The 22,259-nt window shown below is 72.0% G+C and carries 18 protein-coding genes and 1 pseudogene; 9 read left to right on the top strand and 10 right to left on the bottom strand.

The window, feature by feature from the left end; translation table 11 throughout:
• Positions 1-66 precede the first annotated feature (66 nt).
• Positions 67-346: pseudogene (locus OG764_RS03335) on the top strand (serine hydrolase); the annotation flags it as partial.
• Between the two features lie 114 nt (positions 347-460).
• On the opposite strand, the gene OG764_RS03330 reads toward OG764_RS03335, so the two are convergent.
• Positions 461-1,081, bottom strand: coding sequence for an L-threonylcarbamoyladenylate synthase (locus OG764_RS03330; protein ID WP_328966856.1), 621 nt, complete (start codon positions 1,079-1,081; stop codon positions 461-463).
• Between the two features lie 143 nt (positions 1,082-1,224).
• On the opposite strand from OG764_RS03330, the gene OG764_RS03325 reads away from it, so the two are divergent.
• A complete protein-coding gene (locus OG764_RS03325) occupies positions 1,225-1,809 on the top strand; it encodes a TetR/AcrR family transcriptional regulator (protein WP_328966855.1) in 585 nt (194 codons plus the stop codon).
• A gap of 62 nt (positions 1,810-1,871) precedes the next feature.
• Complete coding sequence (locus OG764_RS03320) at positions 1,872-3,047, top strand: GDSL-type esterase/lipase family protein (protein WP_328966854.1); 1,176 nt, start codon at positions 1,872-1,874, stop codon at positions 3,045-3,047.
• A gap of 62 nt (positions 3,048-3,109) precedes the next feature.
• Here the strand turns inward: OG764_RS03320 and OG764_RS03315 are convergent, their stop codons facing one another.
• Positions 3,110-5,473 (bottom strand): NPCBM/NEW2 domain-containing protein, encoded by a 2,364-nt coding sequence (locus OG764_RS03315; protein ID WP_328966853.1) that lies wholly within the window; start codon positions 5,471-5,473, stop codon positions 3,110-3,112.
• Between the two features lie 1,141 nt (positions 5,474-6,614).
• Here OG764_RS03315 and OG764_RS03310 point away from each other — a divergent pair.
• Together OG764_RS03310 and OG764_RS03305 are read left to right on the top strand one after the other, a co-directional pair.
• Positions 6,615-8,309 (top strand): D-alanyl-D-alanine carboxypeptidase family protein, encoded by a 1,695-nt coding sequence (locus tag OG764_RS03310; protein WP_328966852.1) that lies wholly within the window; start codon positions 6,615-6,617, stop codon positions 8,307-8,309.
• A 468-nt stretch (positions 8,310-8,777) separates the two neighbouring features.
• The gene (locus OG764_RS03305) at positions 8,778-10,409 is read left to right on the top strand and encodes a carboxylesterase/lipase family protein (protein ID WP_328966851.1); all 1,632 of its coding nucleotides are present in this window, start codon (positions 8,778-8,780) and stop codon (positions 10,407-10,409) included.
• A 57-nt stretch (positions 10,410-10,466) separates the two neighbouring features.
• Here OG764_RS03305 and OG764_RS03300 read toward each other — a convergent pair whose 3' ends face one another.
• From OG764_RS03300 to OG764_RS03290, 3 genes are all read right to left on the bottom strand, one after another.
• Positions 10,467-10,778 carry a hypothetical protein gene (locus tag OG764_RS03300; RefSeq protein WP_328966850.1) on the bottom strand — a complete coding sequence of 104 codons (312 nt, stop codon included), beginning with the start codon at positions 10,776-10,778 and terminating at the stop codon, positions 10,467-10,469.
• A gap of 201 nt (positions 10,779-10,979) precedes the next feature.
• Entirely contained in the window at positions 10,980-12,320 is a 1,341-nt protein-coding gene (locus OG764_RS03295) for a phospholipase D-like domain-containing protein (protein WP_328966849.1), read from the bottom strand.
• A gap of 218 nt (positions 12,321-12,538) precedes the next feature.
• Entirely contained in the window at positions 12,539-13,120 is a 582-nt protein-coding gene (locus tag OG764_RS03290; RefSeq protein WP_328966848.1) for a MepB family protein, read from the bottom strand.
• 172 nt (positions 13,121-13,292) lie between these two features.
• On the opposite strand from OG764_RS03290, the gene OG764_RS03285 reads away from it, so the two are divergent.
• Complete coding sequence (locus OG764_RS03285; protein ID WP_328966847.1) at positions 13,293-13,763, top strand: Dps family protein; 471 nt, start codon at positions 13,293-13,295, stop codon at positions 13,761-13,763.
• A gap of 300 nt (positions 13,764-14,063) precedes the next feature.
• Entirely contained in the window at positions 14,064-14,552 is a 489-nt protein-coding gene (locus tag OG764_RS03280) for a phospholipase (protein ID WP_328966846.1), read from the top strand.
• A gap of 97 nt (positions 14,553-14,649) precedes the next feature.
• Here OG764_RS03280 and OG764_RS03275 read toward each other — a convergent pair whose 3' ends face one another.
• The 3 genes from OG764_RS03275 to OG764_RS03265 all read right to left on the bottom strand — a co-directional run bounded on the left by OG764_RS03275 (position 14,650) and on the right by OG764_RS03265 (position 19,800).
• The gene (locus OG764_RS03275) at positions 14,650-17,448 is read right to left on the bottom strand and encodes a DUF7824 domain-containing protein (RefSeq protein WP_328966845.1); all 2,799 of its coding nucleotides are present in this window, start codon (positions 17,446-17,448) and stop codon (positions 14,650-14,652) included.
• Entirely contained in the window at positions 17,445-19,040 is a 1,596-nt protein-coding gene (locus tag OG764_RS03270; RefSeq protein ID WP_328966844.1) for an SWIM zinc finger family protein, read from the bottom strand. Before OG764_RS03270 ends, OG764_RS03275 begins: the two co-directional genes overlap by 4 nt.
• Positions 19,041-19,230: 190 nt before the next feature.
• Positions 19,231-19,800, bottom strand: coding sequence for a DUF4291 domain-containing protein (locus OG764_RS03265; RefSeq protein ID WP_328966843.1), 570 nt, complete (start codon positions 19,798-19,800; stop codon positions 19,231-19,233).
• Between the two features lie 298 nt (positions 19,801-20,098).
• Between OG764_RS03265 and OG764_RS03260 the strand changes: the two genes are divergently transcribed.
• Positions 20,099-20,500: a hypothetical protein gene (locus OG764_RS03260; protein ID WP_328966842.1), complete on the top strand. Its 402-nt coding sequence runs from the start codon at positions 20,099-20,101 to the stop codon at positions 20,498-20,500.
• A gap of 89 nt (positions 20,501-20,589) precedes the next feature.
• Positions 20,590-21,273 carry a DUF6766 family protein gene (locus OG764_RS03255; RefSeq protein ID WP_328966841.1) on the top strand — a complete coding sequence of 228 codons (684 nt, stop codon included), beginning with the start codon at positions 20,590-20,592 and terminating at the stop codon, positions 21,271-21,273.
• A 97-nt stretch (positions 21,274-21,370) separates the two neighbouring features.
• Here the strand turns inward: OG764_RS03255 and OG764_RS03250 are convergent, their stop codons facing one another.
• Entirely contained in the window at positions 21,371-21,787 is a 417-nt protein-coding gene (locus OG764_RS03250) for a DUF5133 domain-containing protein (RefSeq protein ID WP_328966840.1), read from the bottom strand.
• Complete coding sequence (locus OG764_RS03245; RefSeq protein WP_328966839.1) at positions 21,787-22,254, bottom strand: STAS domain-containing protein; 468 nt, start codon at positions 22,252-22,254, stop codon at positions 21,787-21,789. The genes OG764_RS03250 and OG764_RS03245 overlap by 1 nt, the downstream gene beginning before the upstream one ends.
• Between the last annotated feature and the right edge of the window lie 5 nt (positions 22,255-22,259).

Here is a 22,259-nt window from a genome sequence, read left to right as displayed (position 1 = left end):
CAGGGGAATCCAGCGCACGATGTGGGGCAGCCGCAGGCCCGGCAGCACGGTCAGCGCGATCACGGCGAGAAGGCAGACGGCAGGGAGTCGACGTACCGCGCCGACGAGCGCTGCGCCTACGCCTCCACGTTCAAGGCGCTCGCCGCTGGCGGCCGTGCTCCGTACGCACACGCCGGGCGACATGGACAAGGTGGTCGGGTGCTCCGAGGACGACCTGATCGCGAACTCTCCCGGGACCGAGCGCCACGTCCGGTCCGTGATGACCCCGCGCGAGCTGTGCGACGCGGCCGTCCGCTACGGCGACGACACCGCGGCCAACCTGCTGTTCGACGCGCTGGGCGAGCCGGCGAGCGGCCTCCTGAAGTCGTGAGCCGTGAGCCGTGAGCCGTGAGCCGTGAGCCGGTCGACCGGCCGGCCCGGTCGACCGGCATGGGGCGCCCCGGGGCCGTCCCCTCCGCTACTACTCGAAGCGGAGGGCGTCGCCGGCACCGCGGCGAACGACCTCGGCGGTGCCGCCGGAGAAGTCGATCACGGTGGTGGGCTCGGTGCCGCAGTCCCCGGAGTCCACGACGACGTCCACGACGTGCTCCAGCCGTTCCTTGATCTCCCAGCCCTGCGTCAGCGGCTCGGCCTCGTCGGGCAGGAGGAGGGTGCTGGAGAGCAGGGGTTCACCCAGTTCGGCGAGCAGGGCCTGCGTGACGCCGTGGTCGGGGATGCGGACGCCGACCGTCTTCTTCTTGGGGTGCTGCAACTGGCGCGGCACCTCCTTCGTCGCGGGCAGGATGAAGGTGTAACTGCCGGGGGTGGCCGCCTTGATGGAGCGGAACACGTCGTTGTCGATCTGCACGAACTGACCCAGCTGCGCGAAGTTCTGGCAGACGAGGGTGAAGTGGTGGCGATCGTCGAGGTTGCGGATCGACCGGATGCGGCTGAGGCCGTCGCGGTTGCCCAGCTGGCAGCCCAGCGCGTAACAGGAGTCCGTCGGGTACGCGACGAGCCCGCCGGACCGGATGGTGTCCACGATGGTGCTGATGGTGCGCGGCTGGGGGTTCTCGGGGTGCACGTCAAAATACTTCGCCATTGGTCGAGCCTATGGGATCAGGACACCCCCGACGGCAACGCGCCCGCTTCATGTGTGCCTGAACTCCTCATCGATTTGCCTAAATGAGTTAGGCAGATCCATAATCGAATTCGTCAGGATGGCAGACGAGACGGAGGATCGGGATGGCACAGGGAGGCCGGGTGGGACTGACCACCGAGCGCCTGGTCCGCGCCGGCGCGGAGCTGGCCGACGAGATCGGCTTCGAGCAGGCGACCCCCGCCGAACTCGCCCGGCGGTTCGGGGTCAAGACGGCGAGCCTCTACTCGCACGTGAAGAACGCCCACGACCTCAAGACCAGGATCGCCCTGCTCGCCCTGGAAGAACTCGCCGACCGGGTCTCCGCCGCGGTGGCCGGTCGCTCGGGCAAGGACGCGCTGACCGCCTTCGCGGACGCCTACCGCGACTACGCCCTGGAGCACCCGGGCCGCTTCACCGCCGCCCGGTTCCCGCTCGACCCCGAGACGGCGGCCGCCAGTGCCGGCGTCCGGCACGCCCGCATGATGCGTGCGATGCTGCGCGGCTACGACCTCGCCGAACCACAGCAGACGCACGCGGTGCGGCTGCTCGGCAGCGTCTTCAGCGGTTACGTCACGCTGGAGAGCGCCGGAGGATTCAGCCACAGTGCCCCCGACGCCCAGGAGAGCTGGACCGACATCCTCAACGCGCTCGACGCCCTGCTGCGTGCCTGGCCCGCCGCGTCCTCCTGACGGACCCACCGCCCACGTCGCGTGACCACCTGCCCGAGCAGCCGATCGGAACCCGCGAGAAGATGAACGCCGACCACGACTGGACCGCCACCCCCATCACCGCCGACCTCCTGCGCGGCGCCCTCGACCTGGAGCACACCGAGCGGGGCGTGCTCCCGCACCGGCTGCCCGCACGTGCCCGGCAGCAGATCCCCGACGGCCAACTGGCCATGGCCCAGTCGCAGCCGTCCGGCGTCCGCCTCGTCTTCCGCACCCGGGCCACCGCCGTCGAACTGGACGTCGTGGCAACCAAGCGGGTCTACCCCGGAGCGCCGCCGCGCCCGGACGGGGTGTACGAGCTCCTCGTCGACGGGCGGCCGATGGGCCGGGCCGTCGCGCCCGAGGGCGACGTCCTCACCCTCGACATGGCGTCGGGGACGGCGCAGACCCGCCCCGGGCCGGTCCGGACCCTGCGCTTCGGCGGGCTGCCGGGCCGCGAGAAGGACGTCGAGATCTGGCTGCCGTACGACGAGACCACGCTGCTGGCCGGGTTGCGTGCCAACGCGCCCGTCCACACGCCGCCGCCCAGTGGACGGAAAGTCTGGCTGCACCACGGCAGTTCGATCAGCCACGGCTCCAACGCCGCCACCCCGACCGGGATCTGGCCCGCCCTGGCGGCTCGCCTGGGCGAGGTGGAGCTGGTGAACCTGGGGTTCGGCGGCAGCGCCCTCCTCGACCCGTTCACCGCCCGCACCCTGCGCGACGCTCCGGCCGACCTGATCAGCGTCAAGATCGGCATCAACATCGTCAACACCGACGTGATGCGGTTGCGCGCCTTCGGCCCGGCCGTCCACGGCTTCCTCGACACCATCCGTGACGGCCACCCCGACACGCCGCTGCTGGTCGTCTCCCCGTTGTACTGCGCCATCCACGAGACCACGCCCGGTCCCAGCGCCCCCGACCCCGGCGCGCTGCGCGAGGGCCGGCTGCGCTTCGCGGCCACCGGCGATCCCGCGGACGCGGCGGCCGGGAAACTGACCCTGACCGTGATCCGGGACGAGCTGGCCCGGATCGTCCGGCAGCGTGCCGCCACCGACCCGAACCTCCACCACCTGAGCGGCCTCGACCTCTACGGCGGAGCCGACCACGCCGAACTGCCCCTGCCCGACGCCCTGCACCCGGACCCCGCCACCCACCGGCGCATCGGCGAACGCTTCGCCCGCCTCGCCTTCGGCAGCGGCGGCCCGTTCGCAGCCTGAGGGGCGGGTCGCGGACCGGCGGAGGTCGCCCCGAAGGCTCCCCGCCGGCCCGCGGGCCGGTGTCAGCGCACGAGTCGGGCGCCGGCCCAGTCGGCGTGGTCGCTGTTGATGCCGTCGCCGGTGTCGGCCACCTTCAGTACGAGGGTGTTCACGCCGGTGATGTCGACGTCGACGGCCCGGGTGGCGCTGGCCGGTGTCATGGCTGTGGGGCTCTCGTACAGCTTGACGCCGTCGCCCCAGACCTCGAACTTGACCGTTGCGTTGGCGTTGACCTCGTCGTCGACTCCGATGTCCGACCGGAAGCGCGTGTACGCGCCGTTCAGGGTGTACGTGACGGCGCCGTTGGCGTGCGTGCCGATGCCCTTGGCGTAGGCGGTGCCGTTCAGCCGGATCGGGTTCCCGTCGACGCTCTTGTCCTTGCGCACGGATCCGAAGTCGCTTCTGGCGTCGCTCCAGGTGAGATCGCTGAGATCGACCGTCCGGCCGTCCACCGGCGTCCCCGCCGTAGCGGTCACGGACGCGCCGGCGGCCACCGGTACGGTCACGTACGACACCGTCCTGCCGTACAGCGTCTTGGTCTGAGGCGTCTGCGGGGCGCCGTTCACGGTGATGGTGGTGGGGGTCCCGTAGAACTGGGCCTCCCAGTTGACGGTGCCGCCGGAGGTGTTGGTCAGCGTGGAGCCCGTCGTGCCGGTGTGCTTGAGCTTCAGGTCGTTGTCACCGACCTTGAGGTGGTCGATCTCCACCCACGGCGTCTCGGACGTCAGCCGGGAGACGGTGGCCACCTTGTCGTGCGGGGCGTCCGGCTGGACTCCCATCATGCCGTCGATGACGCTGCTGACCGCCAGGAACGAGATCTCCGGGTAGCCGTTCTTGCCGGTCATGAGCTTCTTGAGCCACGCCCAGCCCTCCGTGGACCGGTTGTACTGGTAGTACATCTCCGGCAGGTAGGAGGTCGCCTCGACATTCAGATCGTCGTCGTTGGCGGCGATGAAGTCCAGGTAACTGCTGGTCCGGGCGCCGTGGTCGCCCAGCCCGGTCAGCATCATCAGGAAGCTGGCCTCGTGCCCCCAGCTGCTGTAGCCGGTGCCTGCGGCGTCCTTGCCCCGGACGTACCGGTTGGCCGACGCATCCCACCAGTTCGCCTCGAAGTGGCTGCGCACCCGCTTCGCGCGCTCCGTCCACTTCGCGCTGTTGGCGGTGTCACCCTTGGCCTTGAGGATCTCCGCGTAGGCGAGCATCGACTGGTACTGGTACCCGAGCGAATCGGCCGCGGAGACGAGGTTCTCGTTCGGGAACTCGAAGAACGTCGCCGTGTATTCCCCCGGCTGCTTCCTCGAAACCGGCTGCTCGGCGGACGGGTTGGCGTCGTTCCACTTCACCTCGTGGCCGGCCAGGAACGAACCCATCGTCGAGTCGTAGAACGCGGAAAGGCTCGGATCGTTGATCCATTCCGACGAACCGGTCCACTGGTACTGCTTGTACGCCTTCGTCATGAGGTTGAACGGCGACGGCAGTTCACGGAAGCCGGTGCCGTCGATGTAGTACATGGCGCCGGAGGAACTGTGCGCCCACAGCGGCCAGCCGTTCTGACCCGGATCGTCGGCGTCGGCGGCGAACGTCTTCATCATGTGGAGCGTCTCGGCGTCCAGGCCGAGCGCGTGCGCGCCGTCCGACTGGTGGGCGATGTCCCGGTTGTAGTACGACTCCCGGTTGGTGTACGCGCCCCAGTAGCCGGGCTCCACCGTCGGGTGCGCGGCATTCTTGAGGCGCCACCACTCGGGTTCGTGACCCATCATCGGGTTCCCCGGGTAGAACGTCATGCCCAGGGCCCGGTTCTTGCCCCAGTTGAAGCCGTCGTTCAGTGTCGTGTTCGGGGAGTTGATGGACAGCGTGCTGGTCGGCGGCCCCACGTGCTGCTGGATCGTGATCTTGTCGACGCGCGGGACCTCGCCGGTGGACGTGGCCGTCAGCTCGACGACGTCACCGGCCTTGAGCGCCACCTTGCTCGACGTACGGGTGTCGATGCTCATCGGGTCGGTGTGGTCATGACCGTACCGCTGGGACGTGGCCCAGGAATCCACGGGGGTGGAGTTCACGGAGACCGCGTACCTCACGCCGTTCGCGGTCTTGCCGTTGTAGCGCGTGATGAGGTCGTAGGTTCCGGCAGACCCGTTGAAGGTCGTTCGGGCGGTGCTCGTCTGACCCGATGCACCCCGGGCGTAGGTGACGTTGTCGACGGTGGCGCCGTTCCAGGTGTGATTCACGGTCTCTGTCGCGAAGTTGGTCAGCGACATGTTCTCGACTTCGATCACGTAGGGCCCTGCCATCGCCCCCGGCACGGCCGCTGCGGGCGTGCCGGGAACGGCGATCACGGTGCCGACCGTCGCGAGGAGGACGGTCAGCGCACAAGCAGAACGATGCATGGGCAGTGGATCCTTTCGGGTGGGGGGCTCCCCGCACGAGGGCGGTCGGTCGCGACCGCCCGGCCGTGAGGGTGTGGAACATGCGGGAAGGCCGCGGTCCCTGCGGTGGGACGGCGGCCCGAGATCGTGCCGACGACGGCGCGCGACCGGCTGAGCTGCTGAGGTGCTGAGCTGTCGTACTGGCGTGCTGGCGTGCTGTTGGAAGTTGTTGAACTGTGTTGCCTATTGATGCTTTGACGCGGAGTGGTGTCAATAGTTGCGTTCAGTTCGATCGCGCCGGGTTCGCTTGGGCGGGGCTCGAGGTGCTCTGGTCCGACTGGGCCGCTCCGGTGTGCTCGGGCCGGTGCGGGACGGCCTCTCCGACGCCGTGAACTGGCAGGTCAGCGGCTTGATTCGGGCGCAGCCGGCCTGGTTCGGGTGGTCGGCCGGGGGTGGGGTGGGTGTGTCTGGAGAAGTCTGCGAGTGTGCTTCCAACTTCGGCCTTGCGGCGAATGATTGACGCACATTCAGAAAGTTTTCATCAATGGTTGCGGGATGCGGCACGCGTGGGTAGGGTCCTCGCCGTAACGCTCACCTTTGAACCGCGCAGGATCGATCACCGCTGCCGTCGCGGCGGTGGCTGTGCCGCGCGGATTATGACCGGACCGTCACAAGATCCCGTCGGGGGAACACATCCGGCGCGGTGCGCATCTTGGGATGCGGCAGGGGCCTTCGAGCCCAGGCGGAACGTATCTGCGAACAAGGCTGGGCTGGGATGACGACGGTAGCGATGACGGGTGGTTCGGAGGCGGGCGCGGAGACCGAGGCGGAGGCCGAAGTCGGCGCTGAGGCTGGGGCCGAGGCTGAGGCGGAATCTGGCGCCGCGGCTGGGGTCGGGGCTGAGGTCGAGGCTGAATCCGGCGCTGAGGCTGAGGTCGGGGCGGAGGGCGAGGCGGAAGCCAGCGCTGAGGCCGAGGTCGAGGCGGAGGGGGAAGTCGAGACCGGGCTGGCCGACGGTCCGGAGGCGGAGATGTCTGCCGATGGCCGCGCAGAGGAACCGAGCGCAGAGGAATCGAGCGCAGAGGAATCGAGCGCGGAGGAGCCGAGCGCGAGTCTCCCCGAGGAACCGGCGGAGGATGTGCCGGGCGACCCTGACCCGCGCGTGTCCTACTCTTCCGGAATCACCGACGAGGTCCCCGAATCGCCGGAAGTGGAGGAGCCCGAAGCCGCCGCCCCGGCCGCACCGCGATCCGGAACCGCCGTCCCGGACGAAGAGCCCCAGGCAGCCGGCCCGCTCCAGCCCGTGCCCTCGTGGGCGCGCGCCGAGAGCGACGCCGAGCGCACCAGCACGTTCGTCGCCCTGAAGAGCCTCGACGCCCCCACGACCAAGGTCGCCGTTCCCGCACCCGCCCCGGCCTCGGCCCCGGCGGCACCCGGAACGGCCGACGTACCCGCCCCGGCGGCACCCGCGCTCCTATCCGCCGCCCCGGCCGGCGCGCCGACAGCCGGGACACCGGCGGCGCCCGCGACCGCGCCCGCCGTTCCCCCCGCGGCCCCCCTCGACCTGCTCGCCCAGCTGACCAACACCCCGCCCCCGCCCGAGACCCTCCGCCGCACGGCGCTGCGCCGCGCCAAGGTGTGGGCGCCGGTCCTGCTGCTCCTCGCCGGCGCGTTCACCGGCGGCCAGATGCTGCGCCCGCTGCCCGAGGCGCGGCTCGTCGCGTCCGAGCAGGTGCACACCGTGGCGGGCCGCTTCGACATCCCGTGGCCCGCGAAGGGCCAGGGGGCCGCACGCATCCCCGGTTCCGGGACCATCGGCACGTTCGGCGAGCAGAAGCCGGTGCCGACGGCCAGCGTCGCGAAGGTGATGACGGCCTACGTGGTGCTCAAGGACCACCCGCTGCGCAAGGGCGAGGCCGGCCCCTCCATCGAGATCGACGCGAAGACCGTCGCGCAGGGCGGTTCCGAAAACGAGTCCCGCATCGAGGGGCTCACCGAGGGCAGTAAGTACAGCCAGCTGGACATGCTGAAGATGCTGATGATCCCCTCGGGCAACAACGTGGCCCGGCTGCTGGCCCGCTGGGACACCGGTGGCGACTCCGAGGCCGCGTTCGTGCAGAGGATGAACGCCGCCGCCCGGGAACTGGGCATGAAGGACACCAGGTACACCGATCCCAGCGGGCTCGACGCGGGCACGGTCAGCACCGCCGTCGATCAGCTCAAGCTCGCCGAAGCGGTGATGAAGAACGACGCCTTCCGCTCCGTGGTCATGCTGCCGGAAGCCGAGATCGAGAACCTCTCCCAGCGGCTGATCAACAACAACTCGCTGCTCAGCGCACCCGAACTGAGCATCCGCGGCATCAAGACCGGGTCGAGCACCCCGGCCGGCGGCGCCCTCGTATGGGCCGGGTACAAGTCCGTCGGCGGCGAGACCCCGTTGGTCCTGGGCGCGCTCATGGACCAGCACGTGGACGGGGCGGACCCGAACGCGACCCGCAGCCTGGCCCTGGTGCTGGCCAACAGCAAGAAGGTCATCGAGGCGGTCCGTGGAGCACTGGCCGCCGCGCCGGTGGTCCACAAGGGTCAGACGGTCGGATACGTCGACGACGGCCTCGGCGGCCGCACGCCCCTGGTGGCGACGAAGGACCTGAACCTCGTCGGTACGCCCGGCCAGCGCTTCCGCATCTCGCTCCGCAACGCCGCGAAGGGCGGAGCGGTGCCGCACTCGGCCGCGGCCGGGACCGAAGTCGGCGTGCTCACCGTGGGGGAGGGCGCCGGGGCCAAGGCCGTACCGGTGGCGGTCGGCGCGACCCTGGCCGAGCCTTCCTTCGGCACCCGCCTGACCCGCCTCCGCTGACGACAGGCGACACCGGTACTCCCACCCCGGCCCACCCCGACCCGACCCGGCGCGAAGCGGTGCGCCGGGTCCGGGTGGCTGATTCATTGCGCTGAGCCGGATCGCCCGGAGGGCACAAATACCTTGCCGATCTCGTTGAGTGGCGAATTTTCGCCGCACCCGCATTTTGGTTGAAAGTCGCCGCAATTCGCGATCACTTTCGCGTTCGGCTTTCGCGCCGAAGCTGCTTGAGCCGCCGAACTGCCGAAGTGCGGAATTCCACTTCGTGCGGCCTTCGATATGCGGATTCACGGGTTCCTGAACCGGCAAGATCCGTTGTCGGGCCCGCCCGAGCCGCGGAGTCCCCACAGTCGCACTCACCCGTCCGGGGTGGGCCAGGAAAGCCTGGCCTATTCGAGGGACATGGCGTAATCATGGCTCTCGGAAATTGCACGCCCCCATCTCGTGACCCAGAGGGAGTGACGCAATATGGCCCCCGATCGATTACGGCGGGACATCCTCAAGACCGGTGGCGTACTGGCCGGCGGACTACTGCTCTCCGGCGCGCCCGGCACAGGTCAGGGACCGGCGCGGGCCGACGCACCGACGCCCCCGCCCCCGCCTTTCGTCGACCTGCCCGCAGGCCGGCTGCGCGGCGCCGTGGAGGGAGGCGTCGCCGTGTTCAAGGGCGTGCCCTACGCCGCACCGCCGGTCGGCGCCCTTCGGTGGCGGCCCGCCCAGCCCCACCCCGGCTGGGACGGAACGCGGGACGCGACCGCCTTCGGACCGAGCGCACCCCAGCTGTACCTGGAAGAGGGCGACCAGATCCTCGGCCACCACGGTTCGCCGCCCTTCTCCGAGGACTGCCTGACGCTGAACGTCTGGACCCCGGGTGCCGACGACTCCAAGCGTCCGGTGCTGCTCTGGATCCACGGCGGCGGCTTCATCTCGGGATCCGGCGCCCTGCCCCACTACTCCGGCGAAACCTTCGCGCGCAACGGCGACCTGGTGGCGGTCACCGTCAACTACCGCCTCGGGCCGCTGGGGTACCTCTACTTCGGCGAGGACGACGCCGGTGGAAACTTCTGGCTGACCGACCAGCGCGCCGCCCTCCAATGGGTACGGGACAACATCGCCGCCTTCGGCGGGGACCCGGACAACATCACCGTCGCCGGTCACTCCGGCGGCGCGCTCTCGGCGGCGGCCCTCGCCGGCCAGTCCAAGGGCCGCCCGCTCTTTCGCCGCGCCATCCTGCAGAGCCCGCCGCTGGGCCTGCGGATCCCCACCCGCGCCGAATCGCTCCAGCGCACCGCCACCTACCTCGACATCGTGGGTGCCGGGAACGTCGCCGAGCTACGGACCGTGCCGTGGCCCCGGCTGATCGGCGCCATACCGGAGATGTTCGGACGCACGGCACGGTGGGGGTACTGGCCCACCCCGTTCCTGCCGGTGATCGACGGCGTGACCCTGGACGCCCACCCCGCCGAACTCCTGCTCAGCGGTTCGGGCGAGGGCATCGACGTCCTCATCGGCTGGACGCGGGAGGAGGCCAACTTCGCCTTCGGGCTCGACGAGGGATACGCGGCGGCGACCAGGGACCAGGTGGTCGCCAGAGTGCGCGACACCTTCGGGAGACAGGCCGACGAGGCGTACACCGCCTACGCGGAAGTCCGGCCCGGAGCCCGTCCGGTGGACGTGCTCATGGACCTGATCGGCGACGACCTGTTCCGCATGCCGAGCCTGGCACTGGCCGAACGGCGGGCGTCGCGGGGGCGCCCCGTCTGGGCCTACCAGTTCGGCCTCCCCACACCCGCGCACAACGGCCGACTGGCCGCCGCGCACTGCCTGGAACTGCCGTTCGTGTTCAACAACTTCGACAAGTGGGCACCCGCGCCGTTCCTCGCCGGGCTCCATCCCCGAGTCCGCGACGGCCTCGCCGCGACCATGCACCAGTCCTGGATCTCCTTCATCCGCACCGGCGACCCCAACCACCACCCGATGCCGAACTGGCAGCGCTACGACCGCAAGACCCGCACCACCATGAACCTGGACGCCGTCACCACCGCGGCCGGTGACCTCGTCGGGTACTGGCGGCAACTGCGCCGTCCGGCAGCCGGATAGCTTCGGTCATCGACGCCGCTCCGCACCGTGGTGCGGCTTCGGGGGGTTCCGGCGGAGTCAGCTCGGCCGTTTCCGGTCGTCGTCTTCGTGCGGGGGCGGGGGCGGCGCGGACCGCTTGGCGGTACCGGGCACCACGTGCGGGGTTTCCGGCGTCTGCGGCATCGGGCCGCGCAGGACCTCGTGCTGCGGAGGAGCGGACCGCTTGGCCGCCTCGGGCGGTGTGTGGGTGGTCGCAGGCCCGGAGTGCGGCACGGCCGGCTGGGACGGCGCGGCCATCCGCCCGGCGACGCCGGGCGGATGCTCGCCCCGGTCCGTTGCCTTCTCGTCCTTCTGTGCCTTCTGGTGCTTGAGGAAGTCGAAGATTCCCATGGTGGTGCGCCTCCGCCTGCTGGTGGTCCTCCGGGCCGGGTGCCTTCCCCCACTCTCGGCCACGCCGGCCCCCGCCGCCCCCTGACGGCCTCCTCCCGGGTGGCCTCGACCCGGTTCCGTCCGAGGCGGGGACCGTCCCGGGGACGGCCCCCGCCTCACGCCGCTGCGGAGCGCGCTGCTCCCGACTTCACGGCAGACGGGTCAGAGCGCGCCCCCGTAGCCGTCCTCCGCGGCCGCGGCGGCGCGCTGCGCGCGGAAGTTGTCGCGGTAGGCGTCGTGGACCGCGGCGTCCTCGTACTTCAGCAGGGTCTCGTCGTTGGCGGTGAGGGCCAGGCCGGTGAACGTGTGGCTGCCGGTGAAGGTGATCTTCTGGTCCTTGAGGCCCTTGTAGGCGCCCTCGACCAGCAGGTACTTGGTGTGGCTGGCGGTGCCGGCCGCCCCCGAGAGGGGGTCCTTGTGGTCGTTGTTGTTCAGGCGGTGCAGGGTGATCCGGCCGAGGGCCGTGGACCTGGTCAGCCAGTAGGCCGTCTCCCGGTGCTCGCCGGTGGCCTCGTAGTCGGACAGCTTGCCGTACACGACGTCGATGAAGCAGCCCGCGTCGGCCAGCTCCCACAGCTTGCGGGCCACCGCGGGGCGGGAGACGTGGCCGTTGGCGATGCGGATCACGGTGCGGCCGTCCGCGGTGCCGTGGCCCGGGGTGTTGCCGTGGCAGACGGGGGTGGTGGGGGTGACCGGGGTGGCGACGGTGGTGAGGATGTTGACGATCACGTCCTCGGGCGTCCGCGGGAAGAAGTACGCCTTCGCGGGCCCGGCCTGCACGTCCTGGTCCAGGTCCGCGGTACGCAGCGGATCCGTCGGACCCGTCTGCGAGGCGGCGGACAGCCGGTCGAAGTAGGAGACGTAACCGGCGTGCAGGGCGCTGTTGCCCACCACGGTCATGGCGTCGTTCCACAGCTCGTTCGAGTCGGTGGCCGTCAGGTTGCCCGAGGACTGCACGACCACGTCGTCCACCGGGACGCCCGTCGTGGGGGTGCCGCTGCCGGTGGTGCGGGAGAACAGGAAGAACTTGTTGTGGTTGACCCCGCCGGTGCCCTTGGCCAGGCACGCCTGTCCGGCCGCGCACTTCTTGAACCAGGACGTCCCGAACTGCTGCCCCGCGGCCGGCGCCTTCGCGAAGGCCGTCTCCAGTTTGCTCTGCACCAGCTTGCCCGAGGAGCCCATCCAGGCGGCGTTGACGGAATCGTCGTCCACGAGCACCTGCACGCTGACGTTCCGCTGGTGCGCGGCCACCAGCTGGTCCGCGAGCCAGCTCGAACCGAAGGCGTACAACGATATCCGGATGGTCGAGCCCTCGGTGGCGCCGCCGACGAGGCGGCCGAGGTGGCTCAGGATCGCCCGCTGCTTGACGCCGCCCGGGTCCTTGGGGTCGTTGAACACGGGGCCGGTGCTCACGTACGTCGTCGGCTCGGCCGAGGCCGAAGGGGCGGCCACCGCCAGCGCGGCCCCGACGAGGAGGGCCGGCAGGAGTTTCTTTTTGAACATGTGCACACGATAGAAGGGCCCTGAACTGCGCTGATGCCCCACCCATCCCCTTCGCGTCCGGACACGGCCCGGACGGCGCCGGACCCGGCCGTTCGGGTGGAACAAGGCGGCCGCCCCATGGGCACCCGCGGCCGGCTCTGCGCCCCCGCCCACGGTCCGGGCGATCGGTGATCGGGCGGTTGGCCGGCTCTTGCCGTGGTGGTGCCGGCGCCGTCGCCCTACGGGTGGTAGAGCCTCTGGGCGCGGGCGGTGTCGAGGGGCCCGTCCTTGGACCCGTCCTCGGGCACGTGCAGGAAGTAGTCCAGCTGCCACGCCTGCGCCCTGCCGGCCTGGTCGTTGGTGGTGGTCACCCAGGGCGGGTAGACGCGGAAGGCCCGTTTCCCACCGGAACCGTTCGTCGACACGACACCGTGCCGGCGGAGCGCGTCCACGGTAAGGACGAACTGGCCGAAGTGGTGCCGGTCGCGGGTGCTGATCACGAAGAGGTCGACGGGGTCCGCCGCGTCGAAGGGCTGGATGGGCCCGCCCGGGGACCTCTTCCACACGGTGACGAACTGTCCGACCTTGGTGGGCGTCGTCCTGGCCGCACGGAATCGGACGGAGAGCCCGTCAAGGGTGAACGCGTGGGCGGCGTACGCGGCGCTCTCGGCTTCGGGGACCGGCTGCGAGCAGGTGAACCCGCAGGGGGTGTAGACGAGGGCTTTCGCCGCGAGGAGATCGCCGTGGACGGGGGCGGCGTCCGTCCACGGCGGGAAGTCGGCGGGGTGGAGGTCGGATGGGCGTTCGCGTTTGGTCACCATTCACACACCCTGTCACGCATGATCACCGGTCGCGTTTCGTGCGCCTTGGGGATCTGATCGACGTTCAGCGGGCCCGCCCGGAGCTGTCGTTGCCCTCGGGATGTGACTCTACGGATAGGGTATTTGCGATTCGTCCCGTTTCGCGTGGTTGTTGAGACAGAAGGAAGATCGCATGTACGTCGTGAAGAGCCCGCTGCCCGACACGGATCTCAAGACGGTTTCCGAGGCGCTTCAGGGGGCCCTGGTCGACCTGATCAACCTCACCCTGCTGGCCAAGCAGATCCACTGGAACGTGGTCGGCCCCCGCTTCCGCTCCGTACACCTCCAGCTCGACGAGGTGGTGGACACCACGCGGGTGCACTCCGACGCCGTCGCCGAACGCGCCGCCACCCTCGGCGTGTCCCCCGACGGCCGCGCCGCGACGGTGGCGCAGAGCCCGGCCACCGGGACCGTGGCCGCGGGCTGGATCAAGGACACCGACGCCGTCGCCACGCTCGTGGACGCGCTCGCGGCCGTGATCATCCGGATGCGGGAGCGCATCACGGCGACCGCGGACGCGGACGCGGTGAGCCAGGACCTCCTCATCGGCATCACGGCCGACCTCGAAAAGCACCACTGGATGTTCCAGGCCGAGAACGGCTGAGCGGGTCGGCGGGTGATCGGCGTGGTCTGCTGCGGCAGATCGAGCGGCGCCGGCGGCGACGTGGGCGGCGAGGCGTGCTCCGTCCCCTGATGTGAGAACGGCAACCGCGGTGCGCCGAGTCGCAGTTCACTGTCGTTGTGCCCCGGGGTGTCCGCTGTGCCCCGGGCGGCTCCCCGGGGTGATGCCGGGGTGTAACCGGCGGTACAGCGGGGCTCCAGTCCCGCGATATCCCGCGCTCCCAGTCTGTGAGGCACGCCCGCGCCGGTACCGTTCCGGCGCTCCTCTCCTGGGAGTTCACGCATGCGCCGTCACCTCGCCACCGTCCTGGCCGCCTCCGCCGCAGCGCTCCTGGCGCTCGCCAACCCGGCCGCCGCCGCCCCGGCCGACAAGCCCCAGGTGCTGAGCAGTTGGACCCAGACCAGCGCGGCCAGCTACAACGCCTGGGTGTCGGCCAACAACAACAAGGGCGCCTGGTCGGCGTACGGCTTCGACTGGACGACCGACTACTGCTCCACCTCCCCCGACAACCCCTTCGGCTTCCCGTTCCAGACGGCCTGTGCCCGCCACGACTTCGCCTACCGCAACTACAAGGCGGCCGGCAGCTTCAGTTCCAACAAGTCCCGTCTCGACGACGCCTTCTACGCCGACCTCAAGCGCGTCTGCGGCGCCTACTCCGGCCTGAAGAAGACCTCCTGCGACTCCACCGCCTGGACCTACTACCAGGCCGTCAAGGCCTTCGGCTTCAGCGCCGCCGTCGACGGGACCGCCGACACCACCGCCGGCCGCTAGCCTCCGGACCGAAGGCCCGTACCACGGACCCGGCGGCGAGGACGGTGGAACCCACCGCACCGCACCGCGCCGTCGGGCCCGGCGGTCGTGGACGAGATCAGCCGACCGGCGGCTGGTCGGCCAGGGCGGTCCGCAGGCGCCGGGCCTGTGTGGCGAGCTGGCTGGTGCCCTTGCGGGCGGCGGCCTCGGCGAGGCCTTCGGGGAGCGGCCCCGTGGCGCCGCTGTGCTCCGCGCAGTCCGCGGCCACGGCGAGCAGTTCTCCCGCGCCGCGGACCGCGCCGTCGGCGAGTACGGCGGGCAGGGCTCCGGCCAGGATCGCCCAGGTGGTCGCCCAGGCGCCGGTCGCGGCGGCCGTCCGGGCGGCGTCCGCCAACCGGTTGGGTTTCACGGTGCCGAGGGACAGCAGTTCGGCCAGGTCCCGGCCGACGCGGTGGGTGTCCAGCTCACCCCGCCCGGCGAGGACCAGCAGCGCGTCGACCGCGGCGAGGCGGTCCTCGGCGTGGCGGGCGCCCAGCCCGGTGGCCACGGCGAGGTGCAGTACGGGCCCGGCCGTGCCACCCAACTCGGCCAGCAGCGAAAGCAGTTCACCGGCACCGCGTTCGTCCACGGTCGCGCAGGCCGTCACGTCGGGCAGCAGCCACAGCGCCTGGGTCTCGCGGTCCTCGGGGAGAGCCGCGAGGCGCGCGGACCGGCCCCCGCGCCAGTGCCAACAACGCGAGCCGCGGCCGTCGAACGGGCGGCCGAACTCGTGGAACACCCGCGGAAAGCCCTGCTGGAGCGCCGGGCGTTCCGCGGCGTCCACGACGATGCGCCGTACGGTCTCCCGCCGGTCGACCCACCAGTGCCGGGGCGCGGCGCCGCCCTCGTGGACGGTACGGGTGTACTTCACCGGTCCGCTGTCGACGCCGGCGGTGGTGAGCCAGGACGCGAGGCGCTCGCCCCAGGGGGTGCCGAGGGCCGCCGCGGCCGGCGCGGCCTGCGGGTCGAGGCGCACCCGGAGCAGCGCCTGGGCGAAGTCCACGGCGGCGGGGGAGGCGCCCGACTTCCCGTATTCGGCGAGGCGTTCGACGAGGTCCCCGGGCTCCAGCGACCCCGAGTCCCAGCTGGGCATGGCGAGCAGGAACGGCAGCGGGTCATCGCGCAGTATGCGCAGCGCTGCCTCATGCATGCGTGCGACGGTGATCCGGTCCAAGGCGTCGTGGATGCACCGGCGTTCGGAGCCGGCACCGCCGTCGTTCCGGTCCGCCGCCCGCAGGCTGCGCGGGTCGAGGCGGCCGAGGACGGCTGCCGCGACGACCTCCACGCCGTCCAGGTGATCGGGATCCGTCCACCCTGACCCGCCCTCAGGGTTCTCCGAGACCCAGTGGCGGTCCGCCAGGGCCGGGCGCAGGGCTTCGGCCAGTGCGGCCCGGTCCCGGTACGCGTGCCGGACCAGCAGGTCCAGGGCCGTCTCGGTTTCGACCATGTCGGGCGCGGAGGAGTTGACCAGGGCGGCCACCAGCTCGACCGTCTCCGCCACCGACCTCCCACCGCTGCCGCCCCCGTCGCCGCCGCTGCTCCCGGCGCCACCGCCGAGGCGGCGGCGGACGGGCGCGGCCGGCAGGGTCTCCTCGTACGCGGCAGCCGCGCCGAGGGTCCCCTCGCCGTCCCCGTCGCCCTCGGCGCCGTCGCGCATGTCGTCTCCGAGCAGCTCGCGGGCGGCGCGCCGCAGGGCCGGACTGAGCTGTTGCGCCTCGAAGGCGAGCTCCTCGCGCAACGCGCCGTCCTCGGGCCGCAGATGGGAGGCGACGAGCTTGAAGGCTCGCTCCTGGATGCCGGTGTCCGCGTGGCCGAAGGCCGACGCGACGGCGGGCAGCAGGACGAAGCGGTCGCCGCGCTCGCGCCGCAGGGCCTTGCCCAGCAGCACGAGCTGGGCGCGTACGAGCTTCTTCTCGGGGCGGAAGAGCACCGCGGTGGACATCTCGGCGAGGCGGTCGGCCGGCAGGCGGCCCTCTGCGAAGAGTCCGGACAGGATCAGTTGCGCGCGGCCCGCTATGGGCGACTCCGCGTCGGCGGCCACCGCGATCCAGTCGGCCGTGTGCTCCGCCCTTTCGTCCCCGGTGAGTTCGAGGACGTCGAGCAGGTCGGCGTAGAAGGCCAGTTGGTTCGCCCGGCCGCCGCGCAGCAGCCGGGCCACGCTGCCGTCGACGAGGCAGCGGCGTTCGACGACGCCCTCGGCGGCGAGGTCCGCCAGTTCCGCGGGCCAGTGGTCGGGTGCCTTGGGGTCGTCGTACCAGCCGAGCGAGGGCGCGGGTTCGGCCGTCTCGAAGAGCATCGGTACGAGTTCCCGTACGGCGGGATCCTCGCGCAGCACCACCCGCAGGGGCCGGGGACGGCGGCGGCCGCGGAGGACGTCCCGCCCGCCGGCGCCACCGCTGGTGCTGCGACCGCCGGCGGCGGCGTCGAGAGCCCAGGCGTGTACGAACGCGTCGTCGGTGGGGGAGGGAGCCGCGGTGTCCTCAAGGAGGGCGCGGATCAGAGGGTAGTCCTCCTGGACGGTCGTCGTACGGGCCGCGAGCCGGTGGGCGACGTCGGCGCGCCACGCGGGCTCGCGGTCGGCCAGGAGCACGGCCAGCGCCTCGATGTCGGGGCCGCCGCGTCCGTCGCGCAGGTCGCGGGCGCCGATCCAGGAGGCGGCGGCCGCCGCGCCGGTGTGGCAGACGGCTCCGGCGAGGTGCAGGGCACGCAGTACGTGTTCCTCGTCCCAGCGGCGGCTCCACCCCCAGCCGCGGATCTCCTTGCGCAGGGCGGTCAGTTCGGGGACGAGCTCCCGGCGGTCGGCTTCGCTGAGCGGCGGGAGCAGGCCGGCGACCGAGGTGTGGCGTCCCGCGCGGACGGCGTCGAGGAGGGCGTTCATCGGGTCTCTCCGGGGGTGCGGGTGCCGACGGCGGTTGCGGTGGTCGCGATGGGTGAGGCGGCGGGCGCGGGCCCGCTGGAATCGGCAGGTCCGGGCAGTCCGGTGGCGGGCGTTCCGGTGGTGGACGAGCTTGTGCTGGACCAGCTGGTGGTGGCCGGGTCAATGGTGGACAGGCCGGTGGGGGACGAGCTGGTGGTGGCCGAGCCGGTGGTGGACCGGTCGGTGGCGGACCGGCCGGTGGCCGCGCGCCGTGCGGTGCGGACGGCGAGGGCGTGCTTGCACGGGCCGCGCCGGCCCCGGTAGTCGGCCCACCACTGGCAGGTGCAGCCGAGCACACCGCCGGCGCTCTCGCGGACCTGGTAGGTGCGCTCGCCGGACCGGACGGTGGCGGTGGCGTCGGCGCGCAGAGTGACCGCGCCGTCGGCGACCAGGGCGCGGGCGGCCACCAGGCGGGGGTTGTGCCGTTCCGCGCGCCGGGTGTCGTAGGGGAGCTCGCGGTGGAAGTAGGCGGCCTCCGCGGTGTCGTAGCCGACCCGGCCCGCGGTGCCGAGCCGGACGAGCGCGGCACGGACCCGCTCCGGGCTCAGACCGCCCTGGGCGGCGAGATCGGCGATGTCGACACGCGGCTCCCACGCCAGCAGTACGGACACGAGTTCGGCATCGGCGGCCGCCTCGTCCGTGGCGAGGGCCTCCAGGACGCCGCCCTCCCCGGAGAACCCGCGGGACGAGTCCGGGGACAGGGTCAGGGTGAGCCGCATCCCCGGCAGGGTGACCTCCCAGGCGGTCGCGGTGGCGGCTCCGTCGTGGCCGGCGGGACCGTACACGCGCAGGCCGGTCGCGTCCCGCAGGACCCGCTGGAAGGCGGCCAGGCGCTCCGGGCCGGGCAGGCAGACGGCACCGGCCCCGGGGCGGGTCGTGGGTCGCAGGGTCCGGCCGGCGGGCACCACCCACAGGGGGCCGCCGGTGCCGGCGCTGCGCGGGAGGGAGCGCACGAAGCGTACGGCTTCGGCCGCGGACAGCTCGGCGCGCAGGTCGAACCCGGCGGTGGCCACCTGCGATTCGGCGAAACCGCGCAGCCAGCGGTCGGGCAGCGGCACCTTCTTCTCCACCACCGGACCGTCCAGGGTGGTGACCGCCAGCTCGTCCGGGCCGACCCGCAGGTGCAGGGGCTCGTGGCCCGCCAGCCGGGAAAGGGCCTGGCGCAGGGGGTTGTTGACGTCGACATTGGTGGTGCCGTGCCCCGTGTCCGCGCCGTCGAGCCCGTCCGGGAGCACGTCGAGCCGGGCGTACACCCCGCAGCACCCGGAGAACGACTCGAAGCGCAGCCGGTCCCCGTTGGCCGTGACGACCGGGTCCAGGGAAGCACGCAGCGTCCGCTGGTAGTAGCGCGCGGCGGCGACGTCCGCGACGGCGAGCAGTCCCCGGGCAGCCGCCTGAGGGGAAGTCAGAAACCCTGCGAAGAACTGCGGATGGGCCTCGGGGCCGACGGGAGTCAGCCCGCCGGCCGTCTCCAGACCGAGGAGACGGCCGTCCCCTGCGGAGGTAAGTGCGGACGGGCGTACGTAGGCGAGTGCCTGAACGGATCGGCTCATGAACGGCAACGTAGGCGCCTCCACTGACAACGCTCCGCCCCGCCCGTCACCCATGCCCCGCGCGAACCCGTTCCGACGCCGAACGGACAGCACCGGACCCGCAGCCCGCAACGGGCAGCCCGCAACCCGCAGCCCGCAATCGGCAGTGCTCAACCGGCAGGGCCAGCGAGCAGTGCTCGACCGGCAGCGCTCAACGGGCGGCAGCGGTGAGGCGGTTCTCCAGCGCCGGAGGCAACGGGTAGACGCGCTCCGCCGGGAACAGCCGTCTGGCCTTCGCGGCGTCCCCGTTCTGCATCAGGGAGGCGGCCTTGCGGACCTGCGGGGTGAGGTCGGTGAGGCCGACGACCCACTCGTCGGCGAACGTACGGATCAGGTGGCGGCCGATGCCGACCTGGATGCTGTAGTGGTTGAGGGCCGCCCCGCGAGGAGAGCGCTCCGGGTCCCACTGCACGTGCACGGCCGCCCGGGCCACGGCCTCCGGGTCGGAGGTGGTCAACACCCCCTGGGACAGGGCCTCTTCCCAGCCCGCGCGCGTGATGCGCACCGCGAGCACCCGCTCCTGACCGGGCTTGCGGGCCCAGTTGCTGCGGTGCATGAGCCACATGAACGACGGCTTGATCCACGTCATCCGGTGGAACGAGAACGGCGCCACGAAGCGGCCCGCCCGCAGCGCTGCGTCGGCGATGGCAGGCGCGTACGCCTGGTAGACCACGACCGTGTCGGCGTCGTGGTCCGCACGGATCTGATACCGGGGTGCCATGCCCCGCACCCTGCCATCCGCCCGACCGGCGCCGCGAGCCGTTTTCCCGCGGCGCTTTCCGCACGACTGCCGGCGGGGAGGTCGCCGGACGCGTCGGGCCCCCCGGAAAGCCCGGGTGCGTCTCGTCGGCGTCCAGGCCCAGGAAATCTCGGCGGTACCAAGCGCCCGGGGCCGCCGGGCCCGCCCTCGCCGCCTCGCGCCCGTCTCGGGCGGGGTGTGCTGACCGAACGGGCTAAGCGGCGCGTGTCGCGACCCCATGGGCGGGGGCGGCGGCGCCGGCGGCGACATGCTCGGGCGCATGCGTCCGATCACTGGCTGGTTGTTGGCAGGCACGGTGGGCCTGGGCGCCTCGGGGTGCGCGACGGTCGGCGAACGGGCCGTGGCGGCCGAGGCGGCGGCCCGGAGTTTCGAGCGGGCGCTGACGGCCTCCGACAGCGTACGGGTGTGTGACGCGCTCGCGCCCGCGACGCGGGAGGAGTTGGAGGCCGACGCGCCGTGCGGCCCGGCCCTGGACGCGTTGCGGCTGCCGTCCGAGACCGGTCCGGTCGAGCGGGTGGACGTCTACGGCTCGCAGGCCAGAGTGGTCTTCGAACACGACAGCGTCTTCCTGGCCTCGTTCCCGAACGGCTGGCGGGTCACGGCCGCCGGCTGTACCCCGCGGTCGGGGCGCCCGTACCGCTGCGAGCTGAAGGGGGACTGAGTGGCTCAGGTGCGCGTGCTGTTCGTACTGTTCCTGGCCGGGGTGTTCGGAGGGCTCGGCTACGCCTTCACGGTGGGGCTGGCGCACCGGTGAGCGCGACCGGACGGTTCCTTCGCGACAACGGGCTGACGCTGGCGTTCGGGCTGGGGTTCCTGCTCTCCCTGGTGGGCCAGGCCATCGCCGGCCACGCGGAGCTCAACAGCGTCCTGGAGGCGCAGAGCCTGCACCCGCTGCCTTTCGTCGACTACCTCCTCACCTCGGACTTCACGGTCGACGTCACCGAGAACTGGCAGTCGGAGTTCCTCCAGTTCTCCCTCTACATCGTCGGCACGGTGTGGCTGGTGCAGCGCGGATCCCCCGAGTCCAAGCCGCTGGACGACGTGGGGACGGGATCGGACGAGCGGCAGCGGGTCGGCGCCCACGCGCGTGCCGACTCCCCCCGGTGGGCCGCGGCCGGCGGCTGGCGCCAGGCCCTCTACTCGCGCTCGCTCGGTCTGCTGATGGGCCTGGTCTTCCTGCTGTCGTGGCTGGCCCAGTCGGTCACCGGGAACATCGCGTTCAACGAGGAACAACTGCGGGAGCTCCAGGAGCCCGTCGGGTGGACGACGTACGTGAGGTCCGCCGAGTTCTGGAACCGCACGCTACAGAACTGGCAGTCCGAGCTGCTGGCCGTGACGGCCATGGTGCTCCTCTCGGTCTACCTGCGCCAGCGCGGTTCGCCGGAGTCGAAGCCGGTGGGCGCCGCCCACGCCGCAACCGGGGTCGAAGGCTGACCGCATGCCGCATGCCGCATGCCGCTGACCGCTGCCCCCTGACCGCCGGCCGCTTCCGTGTCCGGGGGAGCGGCGGCCGGCACTGCCGGGCACAGCATCAACCGACGCTGATGTACTGGAGGGCGTCGGCTACCGCTACGTCGGGGCGGGGCTGGGACATCAGCACGCACAGGGTGTAGACGGCGTCCTCCAGGGCGCGCCGTGCTTCCTCGTCCGCGGGCGCGGACCGCAGGCGGATCCTGGCGTCGAAGAACCGGCCCAGGGCATGTTCCGTTTCGGCGAGGGCCGGAAGCAGGAGGTCGCTCGCCGGCGGTGCGGGACGGGCCGCGGACGAGCGGCCCGCTGCCACGCTCTGGCGCAGGCAGCGGTCGAGGCGGGTGGGCAGGGGTGCGCCGCCGGAGGCGGAGGCGGCGACGAGGGCGCGCGCGAACTCGGCGACCGTGGTGCAGGCCAGGGCCGCCGCGCAGGCCAGGATCCGTTCGGCGTCGTCGGCGAGGCAGGGTGTCCCGGCCATCACCATCCCGACGGCCTGGGGAACGACGGGCTCGGGCGCAACCGGTCCGGCTCCCCAAGGGCTCGCGGACGCGCCGACAGCCCCTCGGGGGCGGCCACAGTGAAGAGGTGCAGCGTGTCGGTCAGCTCCAGGAGGCGGCTGACCCGGGGGCCGAGGGCGGTGAGCACGAGGGTCTTGCCGGTGCCGGCGGCGAGCGCGTCCATGTCGAGCAGGACGCGCAGTCCCGACGCGTCACAGAAGGTGACGTCCGAGAGATCGAGGTCGAGGCCGGTACGGGCGGCGTCCAGGGCCGCGGAGAGGTCCTGGTGGAGGTCCTCCGCCTGGTCCAGGTCGATTTCGCCGGCGACGCGGGCCAGCGCGCGGTCCTTCCGGGTTTCCACGAGCACGGTCAGGAGGGCGGGCCCGGGCGGGCGGATGGCCGGGGGTTCTCCGGCGCCAAGGGCGGGTGACTCAGGAGCCCAGGTCATGGCCG

Source organism: Streptomyces sp. NBC_00239, assembly GCF_036194065.1.
Lineage (GTDB): Bacteria > Actinomycetota > Actinomycetes > Streptomycetales > Streptomycetaceae > Streptomyces.
The sequence above is the reverse complement of the archived record's forward strand: the minus strand, read 5'-3'. Positions and strand labels throughout refer to the sequence as shown.

What these genes read in the sequence shown, in the direction of transcription:
- OG764_RS03330 (WP_328966856.1), bottom strand. Translation starts at nt 1,081, where the DNA reads ATGGCGAAGTATTTTGACGTGCACCCCGAGAACCCCCAGCCGCGCACC.
- OG764_RS03325 (WP_328966855.1), top strand. Translation starts at nt 1,225, where the DNA reads ATGGCACAGGGAGGCCGGGTGGGACTGACCACCGAGCGCCTGGTCCGC.
- OG764_RS03320 (WP_328966854.1), top strand. Translation starts at nt 1,872, where the DNA reads ATGAACGCCGACCACGACTGGACCGCCACCCCCATCACCGCCGACCTC.
- OG764_RS03315 (WP_328966853.1), bottom strand. Translation starts at nt 5,473, where the DNA reads ATGCATCGTTCTGCTTGTGCGCTGACCGTCCTCCTCGCGACGGTCGGC.
- OG764_RS03305 (WP_328966851.1), top strand. Translation starts at nt 8,778, where the DNA reads ATGGCCCCCGATCGATTACGGCGGGACATCCTCAAGACCGGTGGCGTA.
- OG764_RS03300 (WP_328966850.1), bottom strand. Translation starts at nt 10,778, where the DNA reads ATGGGAATCTTCGACTTCCTCAAGCACCAGAAGGCACAGAAGGACGAG.
- OG764_RS03295 (WP_328966849.1), bottom strand. Translation starts at nt 12,320, where the DNA reads ATGTTCAAAAAGAAACTCCTGCCGGCCCTCCTCGTCGGGGCCGCGCTG.
- OG764_RS03290 (WP_328966848.1), bottom strand. Translation starts at nt 13,120, where the DNA reads ATGGTGACCAAACGCGAACGCCCATCCGACCTCCACCCCGCCGACTTC.
- OG764_RS03285 (WP_328966847.1), top strand. Translation starts at nt 13,293, where the DNA reads ATGTACGTCGTGAAGAGCCCGCTGCCCGACACGGATCTCAAGACGGTT.
- OG764_RS03280 (WP_328966846.1), top strand. Translation starts at nt 14,064, where the DNA reads ATGCGCCGTCACCTCGCCACCGTCCTGGCCGCCTCCGCCGCAGCGCTC.
- OG764_RS03275 (WP_328966845.1), bottom strand. Translation starts at nt 17,448, where the DNA reads ATGAACGCCCTCCTCGACGCCGTCCGCGCGGGACGCCACACCTCGGTC.
- OG764_RS03270 (WP_328966844.1), bottom strand. Translation starts at nt 19,040, where the DNA reads ATGAGCCGATCCGTTCAGGCACTCGCCTACGTACGCCCGTCCGCACTT.
- OG764_RS03265 (WP_328966843.1), bottom strand. Translation starts at nt 19,800, where the DNA reads ATGGCACCCCGGTATCAGATCCGTGCGGACCACGACGCCGACACGGTC.
- OG764_RS03260 (WP_328966842.1), top strand. Translation starts at nt 20,099, where the DNA reads ATGCGTCCGATCACTGGCTGGTTGTTGGCAGGCACGGTGGGCCTGGGC.
- OG764_RS03250 (WP_328966840.1), bottom strand. Translation starts at nt 21,787, where the DNA reads ATGGCCGGGACACCCTGCCTCGCCGACGACGCCGAACGGATCCTGGCC.
- OG764_RS03245 (WP_328966839.1), bottom strand. Translation starts at nt 22,254, where the DNA reads ATGACCTGGGCTCCTGAGTCACCCGCCCTTGGCGCCGGAGAACCCCCG.